Consider the following 21,868-nt stretch of genomic DNA (forward strand, 5'->3'; position numbering starts at 1 on the left):
TATTTTTTCTAAGCTTACGACTCAGATTTCGGTAGCCACTACCGATATTTCCACCAGCAGCTCGGGGCGGGCCATGGCGGCTTCCACGCAGGCCCGGGCAGGTGCATGACCTTCCGGCACCCAGGCATCCCACACTGCGTTCATGCCGGCAAAGTCGGCCATGGTTTTTACATAAATAGTGGCAGAGAGCATATGTTCGCGGTCGGATCCGGCTTCTTTCAGCAGCTCGTCCACTTTTTCCAGCATGGTGGTTGTCTGGCCGGTAATATCCTGAGTGGCATCCTTGCATACCTGGCCGCACAGATAGATGATGCCGTTATGCTTAACGATGCGGCTCATGCGCTGGCCAACCTGCTGACGTTCAATAGTCATTTATACTTCCTTTCCAGTTCAGCTGAGTGTTAAAAACCAGACATTACCGTCTGTCTTGATTTTGTAAACCGCTTATTTTTGTTATTCCGAAATAATCCGGGCCGGATCACTCAGGTTTTTGCTACAACTGGCTTCGTCCACCAGATAGAGAATGGACTCGTAGTGAATGCCACTGTGATGGCTGAGGCCCAGCTCGCAGGTGCGGCTGTTGCTCACGCCCCGGCGGCAATCGGCGGGCACCTGGGCACGCAGCGGCTTCAGTGCCGCTGCGTTGAGATCGGGGGTGGTGAAGCCCTTGTCGCCGGCAAAGCCGCAGCATTCGATGTGCTCCGGCACCACCACCCGGGCGGCGCAGCGGTTGGCCAGGGTCAGCATGGCGTCGGCCAGTCCCATGCGCCGGCTGCTGCAGGTGATATGCAGCATCACGGTTTCTTCCACCGGAGTCATCGTCAGTCGCTCCAGGGCATGCTCCAGCACGAACTGTACCGGTTCAAACACCTTGAGCGGCAGGCGCTGAGTCTCCAGGCTGCGTTTGGCGCAGGGGCTGGTGTCCATCAGTACCGGCCAGCGGCCTTGTTCGCTGGCCTGCCACAACCGGGCCTCCAGATCGGCGGCCTTGTCGTTGGCCAGGGCCAGCATGCCCTTGCTCTGATAGGGCATGCCGCAGCACAGGTTGTTCAGATCACCCGGCAGCACAACCTCAAAGCCGGCTTTTTCCAGCACTGCCAGGGTGACTTCGGTAAGGGAGCGGGTGTCTTTCGCGCCCGGTGACTGCCCCAGCGTGCGGCTGGCGCAGGACGGAAAATACACCACCTTGTCCGGACCTGTGCCGCCGGCCCTGGGCCGGTGCGGGTTGGCGGCCGGGGTTTCCGGCAGCCACAGTGGCACCCGGTTTTTGCTCGCCTTGCGTAATCCGCTGTTCAGCCGGGTCAGGGTGTTTGCACCCAGCAGTTTGCGGCCCAGGCTGGCGGCGTTCAGCCCCAATGCCACGGCCTTGGTGGTAGCGGTGAAGTGATCCGCAGTCCAGCGGGCGATGGGCTCGAATCTTTGATAACGAACGGTGCGTAACTGACGCACCAGATCGCCGGTATTGATGCCCACCGGGCAGCGCTGGGCGCACAGGCCGGTGGCGGCGCAGGTGTCGGTGCCCTGTTTATCGAACACGGTTTGCAGGGTGTCGTCGGTGTGCTCGCCGGTGGCGGCCCGACGGCTCAGCTCGCGAAACAGCACGATGCGCTGGCGCGGGGTCAGGCTGAGATCCCGGGACGGACACACCGCCTCGCAAAAGCCGCATTCGATGCATTTGTCGACCAGCTCGTCGGCGGCGGGCAGCGGCTTGAGGTCTTTCAGGTGGGCCTGATGATCGTCGTTGAGGATAACGCCGGGATTGAGCAGTCCCTCCGGGTCGAACAGGGCCTTGATGCGTTGCATCAGGGCGTAGCCGTCGCGACCCCACTCCAGCTCCACGTAGGGGGCCATGTTGCGGCCGGTGCCGTGCTCGGCCTTGAGCGAGCCGCCATAGTCCACCGCCACCAGCTGGGCCACGGCATCCATAAAGCCGCCGTAACGATCCAGCTCGGCCTGGGAATCAAACCCCTGAGTGAACACAAAGTGCAGGTTGCCGGCCAGGGCATGGCCGAAAATAATGGCCTCATGGTAGCCGAAACGGTCGAACAGGGCGGTCAGCTTGCGCACCGCCGGCGCCAGCTCGGCCACCGGAAAGGCCACGTCCTCGATGATGACGGTGGTGCCGGTTTCGCGCACCGCGCCCACCGCCGGAAACATGCCCTTGCGCATGCCCCAGAGGGTGGCACAGGTGACCTTGTCCTGGGTGAAGGCGACTTCGTTGCAGCGTGCAAAGGGGGTGACCGCGGCCATGGCCTGCTCGCATTTGTCCAGCAGCTCCGCCTCGCTGGCGCCGTGCACCTCCACCAGCAGGGCGGCAGCTTCCCCATCCAGCTCGGCCACAAACCCGGGCATGCCCGGCTTGTCGGCGATGGAGGCCAGGGCCCGGCCGTCCATCAGCTCCACCGCCGCCACCTGGGTCTCGGCCAGGGCGGTCACCGCCCGGCAGGTGGTTTCGATGTCCGCATACACCAGCAGGCAGGAGGCTTTGAAGGGGTGATCGGGCACGGTGTGATAGCTGACCTCGGCCATAAAGCCGAGGGTGCCTTCCGAGCCAATCATCAGGTGGGCCAGCATGTCGAACGGGTCGTCAAAGTCGGTCAGGGCGTTCAGGCTGTAGCCGGTGGTGTTTTTCAGCCGGTACTTGTGGCGAATGCGCTCGCTCAGCTCAGGGTTGGCCTTCACCTCCTCGCTCAGCTGCTTGAGGCCGGCCAGCAGCTCGGGTTTCTGCTCGGCAAAGCGGGCCCGGCTGTCGGCGTTCACGGTATCCAGTTGCGTGCCGTCGGCCAGTATCAGCTTAAGGCCGTGCAGGGTGCGGTAGGAGTTCTGGGCGGTACCGCAGCACATGCCGGAGGCATTGTTGGCGGCGATGCCGCCGATCTTGCAGCTGTTGATGGAGGCCGGATCCGGGCCGATTTTACGGCCGTAGGGCGTCAGGTAGCGGTTGGCGTCGGCGCCGATCACTCCGGGCTGCAGGGCAATGCGCCCGCCCTCGTCCTCGATGCGGTGGCCGCGCCAGTCGTCGGTGAGGGTGATCAGCACCGAATCGGACACCGCCTGGCCCGACAGACTGGTGCCGGCGGCGCGAAAAGTGCAGTGAAGGCGGTGTTGCCGGCAGGCCGCCAGCACGCGCACCACTTCGTCTTGGCTTGCCAGCCGCAGCACCAGTTTGGGCAGCAGCCGGTAAAAGCTGGCGTCGGTGCCATAGGCCAGGCACAGGGACGGATCGCTGATGATGCGCTCACTGGGCAGAAAGGTGGCCAGCTCGTCAGCCAGCCGCTGGTAGCGGGCCTCCATCAAGCATCCTCCAGAATAAGTACCGTCAGGGCGCTGGGCCCATGGGCACCGTAGGCCAGGGTTTGCTGAATGTCGGCGGTTTTGGACGGTCCCGAGACCAGCAGCAGGTTGGTGGGCATTCCCTGATTCCAGCCTTCGCTGGCCATCATGGCCGGCAGGTTGGTGTGCAGGGTGGAAGCCTTCAGGATGGCGACATGATGAGGCGGCACCAGCGACAGGGTACGCGGCTCCTCCGGGCCCGGCCACAGCACCAGGCTGCCGGTGGCGGCAATGGCGCCATGGCAGCCGGTGATGCCGGCATCCACCTGATTGAACAGCTCATCCTTCCACTCTTCCAGCGGGCGGTCAAAGCACACCCGTTCGGCGGTGCCGTTCAATGCTAGCGTGATCTCGTCAAAAAATTCGCCGCCGGTGCCGGTGGCCACCCGTTTAACGCCGGCCTGCGCCAGCCGCTCCCGCAGGGTGGTCACCAGGGCGGTACGGGGCAGGCGTAGCACCTCGGCATGGTTTTGTTCCAGCAGGCCGGTCAGCCGGGCCAGCATGGTGTCGGCATCGGTCTCGTTCCAGATGGGGTAGTCAGGCTCCGGGGCGTTGAGTGGCAGCGCATTGACCCGGCGCAGCCGGTCGAGAATGGCGGTACGGGCGGTCGACATTATTTGTTCCTCTCGGCCATGAGTTCACGCAGGGTTTTGGCGGCGGGTCTGGGCGCGGTGCGGCAGCGGGTCCAGGGGCCCAGTTTGCTTGGGATCAGCCGGCGCAACCGGGTCGCACACCAGGTCATGGTGCGGTACAGGGCCGGCTGGCGGGTAGCCAGGGCGAAGCTGCGCCAGATAAAGGCTTCGGTGTTGCTGGCTGCCGCTTTCTGACCGCGCAGCGGTAAAGCACCCGGGTTGGGCTCCTGCTTGGCCTCATGGCGCAGCCGTTGTAACAGTTCGGGGATCGGAATGCGTACCGGACAGACTTCGCCGCAGGCACCGCACAGGCTGGAGGCGGTGGGCAAGTCCTGAGTCGCATCCAGGCCCATCAGATGGGGTGAGATGATTTTGCCGATGGGGCCGGGGTAGACGGTACCGTAGGCATGGCCGCCAATGCGGGTATACACAGGGCAGTGGTTCATGCAGGCGCCGCAGCGAATGCATTGCAGGGTCTTGCGCAGTTCCTCGTCGGCATAGGCCTGGCTGCGGCCGTTGTCGAGCAGCACCAGGTGCACTTCCTTGGGGCCGTCCAGCTCGTCGTCCTTGCGCGGGCCGCTGATCATGTTGAAGTAGGTGGTGATCAGCTGGCCGGTGGCAGAGCGGGTGAGGGCGCTGAACAGCGGCGGTACATCGGCCAGGTATTCCACCACCTTTTCAATGCCGGTAATGGCGATATGCACCTCGGGCACGGTAGTGCACATGCGGCCGTTGCCTTCGTTTTCCACCAGGCAAAGGGTGCCGGTTTCGGCTACCGCGAAGTTGACCCCGGACACGCCCACATCGGCGGTGCGGTACTTTTCTCGCAGCACCCGGCGGCCGGTCTGGATCAGGGTGTCCACGTCCAGGGTGTGCTCAAAGCCGGGCACGTGTTCGGCGAACAGGTCGGCTACCTGCCGCTTGTTCTTGTGAATGGCGGGCATGATGATGTGCGACGGCGTTTCCCGGCCGAGCTGGACGATATATTCGCCCATGTCGCTTTCCAGGCAGGTAATGCCTTCTTTGGCCATGGCGGCGTTGAGCTCAATTTCCTCGCTCACCATCGATTTTCCCTTTACAGCCAGGGTGCCGCCGTGGGACTGAATGATGTCGGTGAAGATGGCATTGGCCTGTTCGGCGTTTTCCGCCCAGTGCACGCGAATACCGTTGGCAATGCAGTTGGTTTCAAGCTGTTCCAGCAACTCGGGCAGCTTGCTCAGGCAGCGTTGGCGAATGGCCTCGGACCGATCGCGAATGGCGCTTTCCTCGTCGGCATCGTCAAAAGCGGTTTTACGCTTGTCGCGCAGGTAATCCATGGCACCGCGAAAGTTGGCGCGCAGCTCCTGGTCGGCCAGGGCTGCTTCGGCCTGGGGGTGAAAGTATTGGGGTTGGTTATGCATGGCGTTCCTCCAGCCGGTTCAGCAGAAAGCTGGCCAGGTGAATGCCCTGAAGGGGGCGACCCTGGTATTCCAGAGCACCGTTGATATTGAGCAGGCAGCCCCAGTCGGCACTTATCAGCTGCTCTGCCTGAGTGTCACTCAGATGCTGGGTTTTGTCTTGCACCATGGCCTCGCTGATGGCCGGGTGACGCACCGCAAAGGTGCCGCCAAAACCACAGCACTCGCTTTCGTAGGCCTGCTCGCGCAGCTCAACATGGTCCAGCTGGCCGAGCAGCTGGCGGGCGGTGACATGCACCTTCATCTCCCGGCGGGCGGCGCAGGAGGTGTGCAGCACCACTGAGGTGTCGGGGCCCTTGTCTTCCAGCCGGATGCGGCAGACATGCACCAGAAATTCGGTGAGTTCAAATACCCGATCACAGAATTCATTGGCTTTGTCCTCGTGTTCACTGCCGGCGAACAGGCGACGGTAGTGATGATGCATCATGCCACCACAGGATCCAGACAGTACCACCACCGGCCAGGGCTCGGGAAACAGCGCCATCTGGCTCAGCGCTGTGGTGCGGGCATCGTCGTTGTAGCCGGAGGAGTAGGCGGGCTGGCCGCAGCAACTCTGCTTGGGCACATAGACAACCTCGACCCCGGCCAGCTCCAGCAGACGAATGGCATCCAGCCCGCTTTGGGGCGAAAACAAATCCACCAGGCAGGTGGCGTAGACATAGACCTTTTCGGGTCTGGACGGATAGAGGCGAATAGCGGATGACATAAGCAATTCCTGTCAGGGTTACAACAAGGCCGCCGGCGAGTACCGGCGGCGGCAGAGCATCAGGACAGCGGCAGCAGCGGATCCGAGATACCCATTCCGTAGATGGCGATCATACCAATCACGCCGATGGCCACCAGGTAGTAAAGGGTGGGCAGGGCGGTCTTGCGCAGCGTGGTGCCTTCCCGGCCCATCAGGCCGACGGTGGCCGAGGCCGCCACCACGTTGTGAATAGCGATCATGTTGCCGGCGGCAGCCCCCACCGCCTGCAGCGCCACCACCATGGCGGTGGACACCCCAAGAGTCTGGGCCACCTCGAACTGGAACTGGGAAAACATCATGTTGGACACGGTGTTGGAGCCGGCAATAAAGGCGCCCAGGGCACCGATCACGCCGCTGATGGCCGGGAAAAAGTCACCCACCTGATCTGCGGCCACCCGGGCCGCCATCACTGGCATGCTGGCCAGATCCGCTTCGTTGACGCCGGAGTTGATAAAGATCCGTACCATGGGCACGGTGAACATCAACACAAAACCGGCGCCGATCAGGGTCTTGCTCGACTCGTGAATGGCCGGGCCCAGATCCTTGAGCGAACGGGTCTGGCTCAGTACTGCCACCAGCGACACGAACACCAGAATGCCGCCGGGCAGGTACAGGGGCTGAATGCCGGCGCTGATCCCTGCCTCGCCCAGCAGGTTGTTGAAGGCAATGTTCCAGCCGGTGAGCAGGCCCTTGAAGCTGTCGCTGGTGCGGCTCAGTACCAGCAGTACCGGCAGCAGCAGATAGGGGAACCAGGCCAGGGCCAGGCTGATGGGCTTTTTCTGCAGGTCTTCCTTGTGAATGGCCAGGGTGCCCAGCCACTCCGCCGGCCAGTCTTTTTCCTCGGGGAAGTCAAAGGTGTGTTTGGGCACCAGAAAGCCCTTGCGGGCGGCGGTGACCACCACGGCCAGCCCCACCAGGCCGCCGATCAGGGACGGAAATTCGGGGCCGAGAAACACACCGGTGAAGGCATAGGGAATGGTAAAGGCGAGGCCCGCGAAAATGGCAAAGGGCAGAATTTCCAGGCCCTGCTTCCAGCTTTTTTCCTTGCCGAAAAAGCGGGTCAGCATCATGCACATGAACAGCGGCATCAGAATGCCGACAATGGCGTGGGTAATGGCCACGTTGCTGGTGACCGTTTGCAGGTAAGCCGGCCAGCCGGAGCCGGCTGCGGTCAGGGTGGTGTTGATGGCGGCATTGTCGAGGCCGGTGGTCACGCCCACGATAATGGGGGTGCCCACGGCGCCGAAGGACACCGGTGTGCTCTGGATCATCATGCCCATCAGCACCGCGCCCAGAGCCGGAAAGCCCAGCGCCACCATCAGGGGGGCCGCCACGGCGGCGGGAGTGCCGAAGCCGGAGGCACCTTCAATAAAGCAGCCAAAGCACCAGGCCACGATAATGGCCTGAATGCGCCGGTCCGGGCTGATGGCGGTAAAGCCGTTGCGTATGGTGGTAATGGCACCGGTGTGCTTGAGGGTGTTGAGCAGCAAAATGGCACCAAAGATAATCCACAGCAGCGAGACGGAAATCACCAGTCCTTGCAGGGTGGACGCCAGCACCCGGGTGCCGGTCATGTCCCAGACCAGCAGGGCGATGACCACGGTCAGAATAAAGGCTAGTGGCATGGCGCGTTTGGCCGGCCATTGCAGGCCCACCAGCAGCACGGCGGCGAGCAGTATGGGAGAAAATGCCAGTAATGCCAGCAAAGTATCAGTCATAATGTGTGTATCCTTGTCACCTTGTTCATGGGTGGCAACCACTCCACCCGTATCCTTAATAATGTAGAGTACGATGGCACTCGCGGTGTTAAATGGATGTAAACTTTAATAATCTGTTTTTTGTTGATATATAGATTTAATGAAACTCATTGTTTCCAAAACTGGTTAAATAATGCCGAGAACCGACGATCTCATTCTGTTTTCCCAGGTCATTGAGCTGGGCTCTTTCAGTAAGGCCGCTGATACCAATGGTCTGACCAATTCGGTAGTGAGCAAACGCATTGCCCGGCTGGAGCAGGAACTGGGCAGCACCCTGATCCACCGCACCACGCGCCGGCTGACGCTGACCGAGGCGGGCCGGGTGTTGTTTGAGCACGCTCAGGCAGTGGCGCAAACAGCCCAGGAGGCTTTTGATGCGGTGACGGGCTACAGCGAATCCTTGCAGGGGCACATTCGCATGTCGGTACCTACCATTTCCGGGGAGTTGCTGCTGGCGGAGGCGGTGGCGCAATTTTGTGAACTGCATCCGGCTATCAGCGTCGACATGTCCCTGGACAACCGCTTTGTGGATCTGGTGGGTGAGGGTTATGACCTGGTGATCCGCACCGGTCATCTGGAAGACTCCAGCCTGATCGCCCGCCATATTCTGGACTCGCGCTGGACCATCTGTGCCGCCCCTGCCTACCTCAGCCGCCACGGCAAGCCTCAGGTGCCGGAAGATCTGCTGCAACATAACTGCCTGATTTACAGCTATCAGGAAAGCGGGGCCCGGGACTGGCTGTTCAGTCGCCATGGTGAGACCTATTCGCTGCGGGTGAGCGGCAACTTTTCCACCGACAACGCCGCCGCCCTGCGCAAGGCGGCCCTGGCCGGCCATGGCCTGGCCTATGTGCCCCGTTGCCTGGTGTATCCGGATCTGCAGGCGGGGCGGCTGGTGGAGCTGCTGCCCAGCCGGGTGGGCAAGGTATTGGGCATTTATGCTGTATATCCCTACAACCGCCAGCCGCCCCGCAAGATAAAGCTGCTGATTGAACATATTCGCGCCCGTTATATGGAGATCAGGCATTATTTCTGAGTATGTCTTCAGTCAGCCGAAAGTGAATGTTCCCGTGACATAGCCTTGACCCACCAACATAAGCTGTGGTTTGTTGTATGGCTAAATGTTTGATTATCTGGCCGGTGTGCAATGTGTTCATTGGTTCGGGATGAGGTTTATCATGATCAAAACCGCCGTAATCGGCTATGGCCCAACGGCCAGTATTTATCATCTGCCCTTTATCGACAGCCTGCCGGAGTTCGAGCTGGTGGCTATCAGTACCTCGCGGCCGGAGCGGGTGGAGCGGGACTGGCCTGAGGTGAAGGTGTATACCGATGTGGATGAAATGCTCAAGGAGTCCGGTGCCCGACTGGTAGTGATCACGGCACCCAACGAGGTGCATTATGAGCTGGGCCGTAAGGCACTGAGTATGGGACTGCATGTAGTGATGGAAAATCCGGCGGTCACTCAGCTGCACCAGGGCAGTGAGCTGATGCGCCTGGCGGAAGCCAGCCGGCTGTGTCTGATACCTTTTCACAATCGCCGTTGGGACAGTGATTTTCTTACCATCAAGCGCTTGCTGGCCGATGGCAAGGTGGGCCCGGTGCATGCTTTTGAATCGCACTTCGATCGCTTTCGGCCCACTCCCAAAGGGCAGCAAGACAAACCCGGTGTAGCCGCAGGCTCCTGGTTTGATCTGGGCGGCCATCTGGTAGACCAGGCGCTGGAGCTGTTTGGCAAGCCTCTGGCGGTGACCGGCCGCTGTTTGTCTCAGCGCCCGGGCTCTGATGTAACCGATTACTTTCATGTTCAGCTGCATTACGCCAGCAAGGAAGTGGTGCTGCATTCCAGCTCTTATCATCCCGGACCCACCTTGCGCTTTAAGTTGCAGGGCGAGCGGGGCTGCTATATCAAGCTGGGTTTTGATCCACAGGAAGAGCGCCTGCGGGACGGTATAGTGCCCGACTCGCCTTACCTGGCCAAGGAAGCAGAAAGTGATTATGGCATTTTCTATTCCGAGGACGATCCGGAAGTGATCGTGTCAGAGGTGGGAGGCTACCGGCATTTTTATGAAGAAACCGCCAGAGCCATTCGCGGTGAAGGCCCGTTGCCGGTCACCATTCGTGATGCGCTCAACGGGCTGAATATTATCATGCTGGCGGAAAAGAGCAGCCGGGAGGGAAAAACCCTGCCGGTGCCCGATGTGAATTACTGAGCCGGCTGCCGTGTTGGTGTGAGCAAACGGCTCAGCAGGGTGAGGTGCATAACATAGCGCAGGGCTACATAGGCCACCACCAGGGTGGCCACTACCAGCTCGAACTGAGCCAAGTGGCGCAGGCTGTTAAGGTCCGCCCCCTGCAGACCCAGTGTACCCAGCAGGTCAGACACTTTGAACAGGGCGGTAGCACCTATTACCAACGGAAAGGTAAAGGCGGCATAGCCCGGGCTGAACGGTAGCCGGAGCAGATGAAAAAAAGCCACGTAAATTAATGCGGTCATCAGCACTGCTATGCCCAGCAGAATGGCCACAAGCAGCAAATCAGGCTGTGGCATCACTGTCAGGTAACCGGCCAGGCTCAGGCTGGCCGGGGCCGCCATAATGGCAATGGTCGGCTTGGCAGCATCGGGCACTACAGGGCAAAAAATCAACCGGTACAGCATCAGCGGCAGCAGCAGACCATAGCAGCTGAGACCAAACCACATCAGACCCTGCGCCAGCGGATCAAACACACCACCCGGGCTGGCGACGGCAGCCACAATAATACCTACCGGCGGCACAAACCAGCTGGGCACCATATGGTGCAGGCGAAATTCCTTTACCCGGTGGCAAATAAACACCAGTAAGAACGCCAGATGCAAACCGGTGGCCAGCAGCCACAACAGGTGGCGGGCCGGCTCAGGCAGCGCAGCAGACACCACCATGGTAGCCATGGCATAGGTAGGTAACACACTGCCCACCACAGGGTGAGCCAGATCTTGCGCCAGCAGGCGTGGGTGTAGCAAAAACTTGGCGGTCAGAATAATCAGCAGCAGGGCAGCGATGGCGGCTCCCAGGTTCTGAGCCTGTCCGTTGAACAGGCCGGTGTTTTCCCAGCTCCAGCCCAGACTGGCAACGCCCAGGGCCAGTCCGGCTATGGGAGTGGGGGCGGCAGCCAGACGATGACGGGTGTTGTGCAGCATAACGGCTCTCCTCAGTGACTGCCGTCATGATAAAAACAACTTTTCATTTATAATATCCAAATGATTTAAAGCTATTGTTTGGAAAAACTAAATGATAACCCTGAAGCAACTACGAGTGTTCACCAGCATTGCCCGCCATGGCAATCTGGGCGGAGCCGCCGATGAAGTCTGCCTGAGCCGGGGGGCTGTGTCGCAGTCGTTAAGCCAGCTGGAGCAGCAGCTGGGCAGCCCGCTGTTTGACCGGGTTCATCCCAGGCTGCAGCTGAACGATCAGGGCCGGCGGCTGCAGCCTGTGGCGGAAGACATTCTTGGCCGGGTGGCAGACATAGAACAGCAGTTTGAACAAGGCTCTCAAGGTGAGATGCTGGCAGGCAGCCTGCATATTGGAGCCAGTCAGACCATTGGCAACTATCTTTTACCCGCCTTGCTGGCGCGTCAGCCCTGGCTGCAGGCGGCAGTGACCATCACCAATACCCGCAATCTGTGCGATATGGTGGCCCGTTTTGAGCTGGATATGGCACTGATAGAAGGAGAGAACCGTCACGCTGATCTTGAGGCTCAGGCCTGGCTGACCGATGAAATGTGCATTGTGGCAGCCAGAGATCATCCTCTGGCGGGGCAGGGCCGGTTAACTCCAGCCAGCCTTGCCGGTTGTAACTGGGTGTTACGTGAGCCTCGCTCCGGCAGCCGTGAGCAGTTTGATCACCAGCTGGCCCCTTATCTTAATGGCATGGGACGCACACTGGAGCTGAGCACACCCGAAGCCGTGATGCAGGCGGTGGAGCAGGGCCTGGGGCTGGCGCTGATTTCCCGGCTGGCGGTGGCTGACCGGCTGGAATTAAGGCGGCTGGCGGTACTGGATGTGGGGTTAACGCTGTCTCGTACCCTGCAGCTGGTATGGCATCGCAAAAAATATCACTCTGCGCTGTTGCGCCGGTTTGTGGATGTATGTCGGGAAGCAGCACCAGGCTAGATTTTTATTGAAAATAGTTATCATTTATTTATTGTGTGAAATGAATCATACAGAGGGTCCTATCATAATAAAAAAGGAGGTGGCGATGATGTATGCAGGCAGGAGAAGACACGGTACAAATGGTGTTGTGCTGGCGGCATTACTGGTACTGACAGCGCTTCCGGCAAGTGCCGGGAACAAATTCAAGGCGATCACCACCTTTACTATCATTGCTGATATGGCCCGCAATGTGGCGGGTGAGGCTGCTGTGGTGGAGTCCATTACCAGACCCGGTGCCGAGATCCATGAATATCAGCCTACACCCGGTGATATTATTCGCGCTCATGATGCTCAGCTGATCCTTGCCAATGGCCTTAATCTGGAACTCTGGTTTGAAAAGTTCTATCAGAATCTGAAAGGTGTACCCGAAGTAGTGGTGAGCAATGGCATAGAGCCCATGGGTATCAATGATGGCCCCTATAAAGGCAAACCCAACCCCCATGCCTGGATGTCGCCGGAAAATGCTTATATTTACGTCGATAATATTGTGGCCGCTTTTGAAAAGTACGATCCGGACAATGCCGAGGTGTACCGGGTCAACGCTGCTGCCTACAAGCAGCAAATTGCCGAAGCAACCGCGCCTGTTCGCAAAGCATTTGAGCAAATTCCAGAACAGCAGCGCTGGCTGGTGACCAGTGAAGGTGCTTTTTCTTACCTTGCCCGGGATTATGGCCTGAACGAGTTGTACTTATGGCCGATCAACGCCGATCAGCAGGGTACGCCCCAGCAGGTGCGTCATGTGATCGATACGGTGCGCCGGCATGATATTCCGGTGGTATTCAGTGAAAGCACCGTCTCCGACAAGCCGGCCCGGCAGGTGGCCCGTGAAACCGGAGCTGATTATGGCGGTGTGCTGTATGTAGATTCACTGAGCGAGGCCGGCGGCCCGGTACCCACTTACCTGGAATTGCTTAAGGTCACGTCCAGCACCATTGTTAATGGCCTGACAAACGCTGCCAGCAAGGACGCTGACAAATGATTGCCTGCAGAGATATCAACACACTGGCGGCTTCCCCGGAAGGAGCTGGCATGGCAGTTGCTGGCGTAACCGTTACCTATCGTAATGGCCACACTGCATTGCGCGATGCCAGCTTTCATCTGCCGGTGGGAACCATAGCTGCGCTGGTAGGCGTGAACGGCTCCGGCAAGTCTACGTTGTTCAAGGCCATTATGGGCTTTTTACAGCCCGATGCCGGCAATATCCGGTTGCTGGGCATGCCGGTGAGCCGGGCGCTGAAGCAAAATCTGGTGGCTTATGTACCTCAGGCTGAAGAAGTGGACTGGAATTTTCCGGTACTGGTAGAAGATGTGGTCATGATGGGCCGCTATGGCCATATGGGATGGCTGCGCCGTCCCGGGGCTGCCGATCATGAAGCGGTGGAGCAAGCCCTGGTGCGGGTCAATATGACCGATTTTCGCCGTCGTCAGATTGGCGAGCTCTCTGGCGGCCAGAAAAAACGGGTGTTTCTGGCCCGGGCGCTGGCCCAGAACTGCCGGGTTATTTTGCTCGACGAGCCTTTTACCGGTGTGGATGTGAATACCGAAGAGCAGATAATTGCCTTGCTGCAGGAGCTGCGAAACGAAGGCCGGGTCATGCTGGTGTCCACTCACAACCTGGGGTCTGTGCCCGAGTTCTGCGACCGTACCATTATGATCAAGGGCACGGTTCTGGCTCACGGCACAACAGAAGAGACCTTTAATCAGGCCAATCTGGAGCTGGCCTTCGGTGGTGTGCTGCGTCACTTTATGCTGAACGGCGGCGTACTACCGATTGGAGTGATCAGTGACGATGAACGACCGCTGATCATCGAAGGCGGCCGGATACAAAGCCGTGACAGTTATGCCAGAGGTAAAGACGAGGGGAACGATGACACTTCTCCTTGAGCCCTTTACCTATGGCTATATGGTGAATGCCATCTGGGTATCGGCACTGGTGGGCAGCGTGTGTGCGTTTTTATCCTGTTATCTGATGCTCAAAGGCTGGTCGCTGATTGGCGATGCCCTTTCTCATTCCATTGTGCCCGGCGTAGTCGGTGCCTATATGCTGGGGCTGCCGTTTTCTCTCGGTGCCTTTCTGGCCGGTGGCCTGGCCGCCGGTGCCATGATGCTGCTGAACCAGCGCAGCAAGCTGAAAGAAGACGTGATTATCGGCCTGATTTTCTCGGCTTTTTTTGCTCTGGGGTTATTTATGGTGTCATTGCAGCCCATGGCAGTGAATATTCGCACCATAGTGCTGGGCAATATTCTGGCCATCGATCCTGCCGACATCCTGCAGCTGGTTATTATCAGCCTGGTGTCGCTGGCGGTGCTGCTGTGCAAATGGAAAGATCTGCTGGTGGTATTTTTTGATGAAAACCATGCTCATACCCTGGGGCTGAGTCCTGGTCTGCTGAAGCTGGTTTTTTTTACTTTGCTGGCGGCCTGCACAGTGGCCGCCATGCAAACAGTGGGTGCCTTTCTGGTGATCTGCATGGTGGTCACGCCCGGAGCCACTGCTTATCTGCTCAGTGATCGCTTTCCGGTACTGCTGGTGATTGCCGTTGCGCTGGGGGCCGTTACCAGCGCCCTGGGAGCTTATATCAGCTATTTTCTCAACGGGGCCACCGGAGCCCTGATAGTGGTGATGCAGACCCTGGTATTTTTGCTGGCCTTTGTATTTGCGCCCAAGCATGGCTATCTGTCCGCCCGCCGGCGCGCAGCCGAAGCCCGGGAGGCGCAGCCATGACAGATGCCTTGCTGTTGCCTTTTCAGTTCGACTTTATGGTGCGCGCCCTGATCATGGCCGTGGTGATTTCGGTGCCGGCGGCGCTGCTGTCCTGTTTTTTGGTGCTTAAAGGCTGGGCGCTGATGGGGGATGCCATGAGTCATGCGGTGTTTCCCGGTGTGGTGCTGGCTTATATGGCAGGCATACCGCTGGCGCTGGGAGCCTTTGGTGCCGGCATGGCCTGTGCGCTCAGCATTGGCTTTCTCGCCACCAACAGCCGTATCAAGCAGGACACCGTGATGGGCATAGTGTTTTCCGGCATGTTTGGCTTTGGTTTGCTGATTTATGTGCAGATTAGCGCTGAGGTGCACCTGGATCATATTCTGTTTGGCGATTTGCTGGGGGTAAGCCCAAGAGATATTCTGGAAACCGCTGCCGTGGCCCTGCTGACGGTGCTGGTGCTGGGCACCAAGTGGAAAGACTTTTTGCTGCACGCCTTTGATCCGGTACAGGCCCGGGCGGTAGGGCTCAAGGTGGGCTGGCTGCACTATGGCCTGCTGTGTTTGATCACCCTCAGTATAGTGGCGGCGCTCACTTCTGTGGGCCTGCTGCTGGCCATTGCCCTGCTGATTGCCCCCGGGGCCACCGCCTTTCTGCTGACCCGGCGCTTTATTCATATGCTGCTGCTGTCGGTGGCCATTGGCATTACCGGCGGCTTTTTTGGGGTGTATATCGCTTTTTACCTCGACAGCGCTCCGGCACCTACCATAGTGCTGCTGATGACGGTGTTTTTTGTCATCGCCTTTGTGCTGGCGCACCGTAAAAAAAACATACTCACTGAGTAACTCAGGCCTTGGGGCAGCCAAGGCTGCCCCAAGGTATGTCAGTTCAGCTCGTCATTTCCAACGCGCACCACCAGTTTGCCGAAGTTGCGGCCTTGCAGCAGGCCGATAAAGGCCTCTGGTGCGTGTTCCAGCTCTTCCACTATCTGCTCGCGATAGTGAATTTTGCCTTCCCTCAGCCACTGGCTCATGTCTTGTACAAATTCATCATAACGGTGAGCATAGTCATCAAAGATGATAAAGCCCTTTACCGTCATGCGTTTGATCAAAATGGTAGCCATCAGCTGACCCAGGCGATCCGGCCCGTCCGGCAGCGTGGTGGCGTTATATTGCGAGATAAGGCCGCACACCGGAATACGGGCACCGGTGTTGAGCAAGGGCAGCACAGCGTCCAGCACTTTGCCGCCCACATTCTCGTAGTAGATATCGATGCCATCGGGGCAGGCACCGGCCAGTTGTTCGGCAAAGTCACCGGCCTTGTGATCAAGGCAGACGTCCACGCCCAGGGTTTCCAGCGCATAGCGGCATTTCTCTTCACCACCGGCCACGGCCACCACCCGGCAGCCCTTGAGTTTGCCGATTTGCGCCACCATGGAGCCCACGGCACCGGTGGCGGCAGCGACGACTAGGGTTTCACCGGCTTTCGGCTTGCCGATATCCAGCAGGCCCATATAGGCGGTGAAGCCGGGCATGCCGAGCACACCCAGTGCCCAGGAAGGAGACATGTGGGCAGGATCCAGTTTTATCAGTCCTTCACCGTCAGACAGCGCATAGTCCTGCCAGCCGCTGTAGCTCAGCACCCAGTCACCGGGCTGATAACCTGAGTGCCGGCTGGCATGCACCCGGCTGACGGTGCCGCCGACCATAGGATCACCAATGGCCACCGGCTCGGCGTAAGATTTGGCATCGCTCATGCGGCCCCGCATATAAGGATCTAGGCTCAGATAAAGGGTACGCAGCAGCAGCTGGCCCTCGGCAGGCTCGGGAATGGCGGTTTCCTTCAGGGCAAAGTTTTCACGGGTGGGTGCCCCCACCGGGCGTGATGCCAGCGTGATCTGACGGTTGCGGTTGGCTGTTTGCTTCATGGTGTGCTCCTTAAATCGTGAGTTAACGCTTACATACTGGCCAGCAGTATCTGGCGGCAGTGCTCGGGAGTGACATCGCCGTGTTCGCCCAGAGCCACCATGCCGTGCTGTTCCAGGCTGTTGATAATGCCGTCGATATGTTCAGCCCCCAGACCGTACTCGCCAAGGCGGGTTTTTACCCCCATGGTTTCAAAGAAATCACGAGTATGCTCGATGGCGGCTTCGGCCTTGTCGTCATCGCTGCCTTGATGAATATTCCAGACCCGCTCGGCATACTGCACCAGCTTGCCGAGTTTGCTGGCCTTGCGCTGGCGCAGCATCTCCGGCAGCACCACCGCCAGGGTCTGGGCATGATCCAGGTTGTGCAGGGCGGTCAGCTCATGGCCCAGCATATGAGTGGCCCAGTCTTGCGGCACGCCGGCACCAATCAGACCGTTCAGCGCCAGGGTGGCGGTCCACATCAGGCTGGCGCGGGTTGAGTAATCCTGCGGCTCGGCCAGTGCCTTGGGACCCAGTTCAATCAGGGTTTGCAGCAGGCCTTCGGCAAAGCGATCTTGTACCGGTGCCTGCGCGGGGTAAGTGAGGTATTGCTCCATTACGTGCACAAAGGCGTCTACCACGCCATTGGCCACTTGCCGGGTGGGCAGAGTGTAGGTTTTGACCGGATCCAGTACTGAAAACTGCGGATAGACCAGTTCACTCTTGAAGGGCAGCTTGGCCTGCAGTGACTTACGGGTGATCACCGAGCCCTGGTTCATCTCGGAGCCGGTAGCCGGCAGAGTCAGTACGGTGCCAAAGGGCAGGGCTCTCTCTATGTTCTGTCCCATGCTGGTCAGGATTTCCCAGGCATCACCTTCAAACAGGGCGGCAGCAGCCACGAATTTGGTGCCATCGATCACGGATCCGCCGCCAACGGCCAGCAGAAAGTCGATCTGATGGAAGCGCACAAGATCTACCGCCTCCATCAGGGTTTCAAAGCTGGGGTTGGGCTCTATGCCACCAAACAACTGCAGCTGGCGGTTGCCTAGGGCCGCGGTCACTTCATCCAGGGTGCCAGTGCGGCGGGCGCTTTCGCCACCAAACAACACCAGCACATGAGCATTGGCCGGCACCAGCTGATCCAGGCTGGCAATTTTGCCGGCACCAAATTCGATGCGGGTGGGATTGTAAAAGCTGAAATCCTGCATGGTTTTCCTCGTTTACTTGCAATAAAAAATACCTGAGTAGACCAGTCGTCTAGTGAGTTGGTCTGAAAAAGCCCGCTGTTATGGCGGGCTGAATGAGCCAGTATCAGTGATGCATCAGCAGCTGCCGGGTCATGGCCATGGCCTGGTTCATGTGCTGTTCGTCTCTGTGCAGCTTGGTCAGCAGGCTGGCACCCAGCCACAGCTGATAAAGGCTGGTGGCCAGCAGGGCCGGCTTGCTCTCTGCCGGCAGCGAGCCATCGGCCATGCCGACGCCAATGCAATCCTGAATGCGGCCTATGATCTTGTCGGTGCCGGCTTTCAGGGTCAGACGCATGGCTTCAGACAGGTCAGCCACCTCGGCACTCAGCTTGACCACCAGACAGTCGCTGCGCCCCTGCGGGCTGCAATAGCGATGCTGCCACTCATTCCAGTAGCTCATCAGTCGTTCGCGACCATTCAGCTGCGGCTGGCCGAACAGCGCATTCAGCTCGATCAGGTACTGGCTGAAATAGTCTTCCAGCAGCGCCTGGCCAAACTGCTCCTTGGACTTGAAGTAGTGATAAAAGGAGCCCTTGGGCACGCCGGCCTGTTGCAGCAGGGTACTGAGCCCCACCGAGCTGAAGCCCCGGGCGGCGAGGATCTCGCGGCCGGTATTCAGCAGATGCTGGCGAGTATCTTGATGTTTAGTGTTCATGGAGTGAATACTACTCCATGACTAGACCGATCGTCTAGTCATGGTTTGGGGCTGATACTACGCTTGGCCCAGACTGAACTTTCGCACCAGTTGATGCAGGCTGTCTGCCAGACGCTCCAGATCCTGCGAAGCTGATGAGGTATGACGGGCACTGCCGGCCACTTCATCCGACATACGGTCAATGCCGGCCAGGCTGCCGTTAAGCTCCGCCGCCACCGCACTTTGCTGCTCGGTGGCGGTGGCGATCTGCAGGTTCATTTCCGTCATGCTGGCTACCGCCGTGCTGATATGTTGCAGGGAGTCGGCCGCGTGGCGGGCTTCTTTAGCACCCCCCTCGATGATCTGCTGGCTGTTATCCATGGCCTGGGTCACCGCTTCTGCCTGTTGTTGTAGACTGGCGATGGTCTGGTTGATTTCTTCAATGGACTGCTGGGTCCGTTGCGCCAGGTTGCGTACTTCCTCGGCCACCACCGCAAAGCCCCGCCCCGAATCACCGGCGCGCGCCGCTTCAATGGCGGCATTGAGTGCCAGCAGGTTAGTCTGCTCGGCAATGTCGCTGATGACCCGGGACACCACGCCGATGCGGGCGCTGTCTTCCTTAAGAGCCAGAGCCAGTGCGCCGGCCTGCCCAATTTCTCTGGCTGCCATTTCCACCTGGCGGCTGGAGTTTATTACTACCCGGTTGCTTTGTTCAGTTTGCTCTGCCGCCTCACGGGCGGCACCGGCAGCGTTTTGGGTATTAAGTGCCACATCGCGGAAGGTGGCTTCGAGCTGATGCATGGCACTGGCAATACGGGCGATTTCCTGCTGTTGGCTATCCAGCGCCGTGGATGACTGTGCCGACATTTGCCGTAGTTTTATGGTGGCTCCTCCCACTCCGTCCAGGCTGGCGGAGATCTCCTGCACCAGATTGCGAATGCCGGCCTGCATGGAAATAAAGCTATCGGCCGCCTTTCCCAGTTCATCCTGAGAGAAATAACGACGATCGAGATCCTGGTCGAGCATGCCGTTCCTCACTCTGTCCATCTGAGCGTTGAGCCGGGCAAGAGGCAGACGTATACGGCGGTTGATAATGATGCCCATGATCAGCATAAAGCCAGCCAGCAGCAGGCACAGAATAATGACCAGTGTGCTGATGTTATCGATCACCGCTGATTCCTGATCCTTGATGGCTTTTGCTTCTGCGGCGATCTGCTGCTGAGTTTCGCCCAGCAGGGCAACGATGGCATCAAAGGGGGCCAGCATATCGGTGAGCATTTTTACCCGGGCCGCGTCTATGTTGCCCGCGTCGATCAGCCGCAGGTAATCGCCCTGCATGCCCTTGTAGGCGGTGATGCGGCGGCGGAAGTCGTTGATAAAGGCACGCACCTCGGGGCTGTTTGCCTGGCGCTGCATGGCCTCCAGGTAACGTTCCACCTGCTGGTCGTTGTGGTTGATCTTGGCCAGGATGTCGGCGTGCTCGCGCCGGTCGGTGGTGAGACCGTAGTCAAGGGCGAAACGGCGGTAGGTGACGGTGCTGTAACGCAGGTTGGAAATAGTCTGCAGCAGGCTGATATTGCGTTCCACTATGCTTTCCACTTGCCGCTGTATGCCCTGCATGGACAGGTAGATATACAGGCTGAAGGCCAATACCGCCAGCAGCATGGCACCAAACGAGGCGGTAAGCAGTGTCTGGATGGATAAACGAGCGAGCATGTCCTTGACTCCCGAAGTGGTGGTTTCGGGAGTATAAGTAAAGGTTATTTAAAGCTAAAACTCATATAACCTTTGGAATTGATTGCTTATAACGATGAGTCCCGCCGATGCTTTCTGCAGGCTTATTTGCCGATACAAAACGAAGAGAAAATCCTGCCCAACAAGTCGTCAGAGGTGAATTCGCCGGTGATCTGGCTGAGCTGCTCCTGGGCCAGGCGCAGCTCTTCCGCCACCAGTTCGCCGGCCATGTACACCTCCAGCTGTTCCCTGGCCATGATCAGATGCTGGTTGGCGTGGTGCAGAGCGTCCAGGTGGCGCTGGCGGGCGCTGAAGCCGCCTTCGCCGCCGCCCTGAAAGCCCATGCAGGCCTTGAGGTGCTCTTTGAGCGCTTCTACTCCTTCGCCGGTGCGGGCGGAGATGGGATACACAGGGTGTTCGCCGTCGCTGCTCACGGTGAGCGGCTCACCGGTTAAATCCGCCTTGTTACGCACCACAGTGAGGCCAATATGGGCCGGCAGCCGGTCGACAAAGTCGGGCCAGATGTCTTTTGGGTGCTGGGCCGAGGTGGTGGTGCCGTCCACCATAAACAGAATGCGATCGGCCTGTTCAATTTCGGCCCAGGCCCGCTCAATGCCAATGCGTTCCACCGCATCGCTGGCCTCGCGCAGGCCGGCAGTGTCGATGATGTGCAGCGGCATGCCGTCCAGATGAATGTATTCCCGCAGCACGTCCCGAGTGGTGCCGGCAATGTCGGTGACAATGGCGGATTCCTTGCCGGCCAGGGCGTTAAGCAGGCTGGACTTGCCGGCGTTGGGGCGGCCGGCGATCACCACCTTCATGCCCTCGCGCATAATGGCACCCTGGCGGGCTTCGCGCTGCACCTCGGTGAGCCGGTCCATAATGCCGTAGAGCTCGCCGGCGATTTTGCCGTCGGAGAGAAAGTCCACTTCCTCGTCGGGAAAATCGATGGCTGCTTCCACGTAAATGCGCAGGTGAGTGAGTGCTTCCACCAGACCGTGTACACGGGTAGAAAACTCTCCCTGCAGCGACTGCAGCGCCGAGCGGGCGGCCTGCTCGCTGGACGCTTCAATCAGGTCAGCAATGGCCTCGGCCTGGGCCAGATCCAGCTTGTCGTTGAGAAAGGCGCGTTCGCTGAATTCGCCGGCCCGCGCCGGACGCAGGCCGGGCAGAGCCAGTATGCGGCGTACCAGCATGTCCAGCACCACGGGGCCGCCGTGGCCCTGCAGCTCGAGCACGTCTTCGCCGGTAAAGCTGTTGGGGCCCTTGAACAGCAGGGCAATGCCCTGATCCAGAATCATGCCCTGTTCGTCTTTAAACGGCAGGTAGTCGGCATAGCGCACTCTGGGCACTTTGCCCAGCACGGCCTGAGCCACGGCCTCGGCCCGGGGGCCTGAGACGCGAATAATGCCGACGCCGCCGCGTCCGGGGGCGGTGGCCTGAGCGACGATGGTGTCGTTGGACATGGGTTCTGTTACTCCGGAGTTAGCGGTTCAGTATGACGGAGATATCCGCCAATAAAAAAGGCG

The 21,868-nt window shown here is 59.3% G+C and carries 19 protein-coding genes; 7 read left to right on the plus strand and 12 right to left on the minus strand.

The window, feature by feature from the left end:
* Window positions 1-21 precede the first annotated feature (21 nt).
* The 6 genes from R0I78_RS01955 to R0I78_RS01980 form a co-directional block, all read right to left on the minus strand.
* Window positions 22-372: a RidA family protein gene (locus tag R0I78_RS01955; protein ID WP_019935660.1), complete on the minus strand. Its 351-nt coding sequence runs from the start codon at window positions 370-372 to the stop codon at window positions 22-24.
* A gap of 81 nt (window positions 373-453) precedes the next feature.
* On the minus strand, window positions 454-3,294 hold the full coding sequence (locus R0I78_RS01960) for an FAD-binding and (Fe-S)-binding domain-containing protein (protein WP_317074108.1): 2,841 nt from the start codon (window positions 3,292-3,294) through the stop codon (window positions 454-456).
* Complete coding sequence (locus R0I78_RS01965; RefSeq protein WP_317074109.1) at window positions 3,294-3,947, minus strand: lactate utilization protein C; 654 nt, start codon at window positions 3,945-3,947, stop codon at window positions 3,294-3,296. The genes R0I78_RS01960 and R0I78_RS01965 overlap by 1 nt, the downstream gene beginning before the upstream one ends.
* Window positions 3,947-5,365, minus strand: coding sequence for a LutB/LldF family L-lactate oxidation iron-sulfur protein (locus R0I78_RS01970; protein WP_317074110.1), 1,419 nt, complete (start codon window positions 5,363-5,365; stop codon window positions 3,947-3,949). The genes R0I78_RS01965 and R0I78_RS01970 overlap by 1 nt, the downstream gene beginning before the upstream one ends.
* The gene (locus tag R0I78_RS01975) at window positions 5,358-6,128 is read right to left on the minus strand and encodes a (Fe-S)-binding protein (protein ID WP_317074111.1); all 771 of its coding nucleotides are present in this window, start codon (window positions 6,126-6,128) and stop codon (window positions 5,358-5,360) included. The genes R0I78_RS01970 and R0I78_RS01975 overlap by 8 nt, the downstream gene beginning before the upstream one ends.
* Window positions 6,129-6,187: 59 nt before the next feature.
* A complete protein-coding gene (locus R0I78_RS01980) occupies window positions 6,188-7,885 on the minus strand; it encodes an L-lactate permease (protein WP_317074112.1) in 1,698 nt (565 codons plus the stop codon).
* A gap of 172 nt (window positions 7,886-8,057) precedes the next feature.
* Here R0I78_RS01980 and R0I78_RS01985 point away from each other — a divergent pair, with 172 nt between their 5' ends.
* Entirely contained in the window at window positions 8,058-8,960 is a 903-nt protein-coding gene (locus tag R0I78_RS01985; protein WP_317074113.1) for a LysR family transcriptional regulator, read from the plus strand.
* A 142-nt stretch (window positions 8,961-9,102) separates the two neighbouring features.
* A complete protein-coding gene (locus R0I78_RS01990) occupies window positions 9,103-10,137 on the plus strand; it encodes a Gfo/Idh/MocA family oxidoreductase (protein ID WP_019935653.1) in 1,035 nt (344 codons plus the stop codon).
* On the opposite strand, the gene R0I78_RS01995 is transcribed toward R0I78_RS01990, so the two are convergent.
* Window positions 10,131-11,102 (minus strand): TDT family transporter, encoded by a 972-nt coding sequence (locus R0I78_RS01995; protein ID WP_317074114.1) that lies wholly within the window; start codon window positions 11,100-11,102, stop codon window positions 10,131-10,133. The two genes, R0I78_RS01990 and R0I78_RS01995, sit on opposite strands and share 7 nt — an antisense overlap.
* Before the next feature lie 91 nt (window positions 11,103-11,193).
* On the opposite strand from R0I78_RS01995, the gene R0I78_RS02000 reads away from it, so the two are divergent.
* The 5 genes from R0I78_RS02000 (at window position 11,194) to R0I78_RS02020 (ending at window position 15,663) form a co-directional block, all read left to right on the plus strand.
* Window positions 11,194-12,075 (plus strand): LysR substrate-binding domain-containing protein, encoded by an 882-nt coding sequence (locus R0I78_RS02000; RefSeq protein WP_026344909.1) that lies wholly within the window; start codon window positions 11,194-11,196, stop codon window positions 12,073-12,075.
* An 85-nt stretch (window positions 12,076-12,160) separates the two neighbouring features.
* Window positions 12,161-13,093, plus strand: a complete 933-nt coding sequence (locus R0I78_RS02005) for a metal ABC transporter substrate-binding protein (protein WP_317074115.1) — start codon at window positions 12,161-12,163, stop codon at window positions 13,091-13,093.
* 50 nt (window positions 13,094-13,143) lie between these two features.
* Window positions 13,144-13,998, plus strand: a complete 855-nt coding sequence (locus tag R0I78_RS02010; RefSeq protein WP_410506564.1) for a manganese/iron ABC transporter ATP-binding protein — start codon at window positions 13,144-13,146, stop codon at window positions 13,996-13,998.
* Window positions 13,982-14,839 carry a metal ABC transporter permease gene (locus R0I78_RS02015; protein ID WP_317074117.1) on the plus strand — a complete coding sequence of 286 codons (858 nt, stop codon included), beginning with the start codon at window positions 13,982-13,984 and terminating at the stop codon, window positions 14,837-14,839. The genes R0I78_RS02010 and R0I78_RS02015 overlap by 17 nt, the downstream gene beginning before the upstream one ends.
* Window positions 14,836-15,663: a metal ABC transporter permease gene (locus tag R0I78_RS02020; RefSeq protein WP_317074118.1), complete on the plus strand. Its 828-nt coding sequence runs from the start codon at window positions 14,836-14,838 to the stop codon at window positions 15,661-15,663. Before R0I78_RS02015 ends, R0I78_RS02020 begins: the two co-directional genes overlap by 4 nt.
* A gap of 38 nt (window positions 15,664-15,701) precedes the next feature.
* Here R0I78_RS02020 and R0I78_RS02025 read toward each other — a convergent pair whose 3' ends face one another.
* The 5 genes from R0I78_RS02025 to mnmE form a co-directional block, all read right to left on the minus strand.
* Window positions 15,702-16,745 carry an NADP-dependent oxidoreductase gene (locus tag R0I78_RS02025; RefSeq protein WP_317074119.1) on the minus strand — a complete coding sequence of 348 codons (1,044 nt, stop codon included), beginning with the start codon at window positions 16,743-16,745 and terminating at the stop codon, window positions 15,702-15,704.
* Window positions 16,746-16,774: 29 nt separating this feature from the next.
* A complete protein-coding gene (locus tag R0I78_RS02030) occupies window positions 16,775-17,932 on the minus strand; it encodes an iron-containing alcohol dehydrogenase (protein WP_317074120.1) in 1,158 nt (385 codons plus the stop codon).
* 103 nt (window positions 17,933-18,035) lie between these two features.
* Window positions 18,036-18,626, minus strand: coding sequence for a TetR/AcrR family transcriptional regulator (locus tag R0I78_RS02035; RefSeq protein WP_317074121.1), 591 nt, complete (start codon window positions 18,624-18,626; stop codon window positions 18,036-18,038).
* A 57-nt stretch (window positions 18,627-18,683) separates the two neighbouring features.
* A complete protein-coding gene (locus R0I78_RS02040; protein ID WP_317074122.1) occupies window positions 18,684-20,321 on the minus strand; it encodes a methyl-accepting chemotaxis protein in 1,638 nt (545 codons plus the stop codon).
* 122 nt (window positions 20,322-20,443) lie between these two features.
* On the minus strand, window positions 20,444-21,805 hold the full coding sequence (gene mnmE, locus R0I78_RS02045) for a tRNA uridine-5-carboxymethylaminomethyl(34) synthesis GTPase MnmE (protein WP_019935642.1): 1,362 nt from the start codon (window positions 21,803-21,805) through the stop codon (window positions 20,444-20,446).
* Window positions 21,806-21,868: the final 63 nt, after the last annotated feature.

The sequence above is a fragment of the Oceanimonas sp. CAM02 genome (assembly GCF_032842915.1).
In the GTDB taxonomy this organism is placed as follows: Bacteria; Pseudomonadota; Gammaproteobacteria; order Enterobacterales; family Aeromonadaceae; genus Oceanimonas; species Oceanimonas smirnovii.